The 246-nt window shown below is 50.4% G+C and carries 1 protein-coding gene; it reads right to left on the reverse strand.

Annotated features, from left to right (window positions below; genetic code table 11):
* Positions 1-246, reverse strand: a 246-nt coding sequence (locus AC3II9_RS22290) for a hypothetical protein (RefSeq protein WP_489158939.1), incomplete at both ends; no start/stop codon positions are given.

The raw sequence follows: 246 nt of genomic DNA on the forward strand, positions 1-246 counted from the left end.
TCTTGAAGATAGAGTTCGCCACTTTGTGCCTGCGCCTGTTTTCCCGCTTTCTTTCCTCTCTCTTTTCCCCTCCTCTCCCTTCCTCCCTTTCCTTTCTCCTCTTCTCCCTCCCCTCTTTCCCCCTTTTTTTTTCCCTCTCTTTCCCCCTCTCCCTCCCCTTTTCTTTCTTTCCCTTTCTTTTCCTTTTTCTCCTTTTTTTTCCCTCCTCCCTTCCCCTTCCCCTCTTCCTCCTCTCCTTCTTTCCCC

The organism is Lysinibacillus sp. RU7 (genome assembly GCF_057837305.1).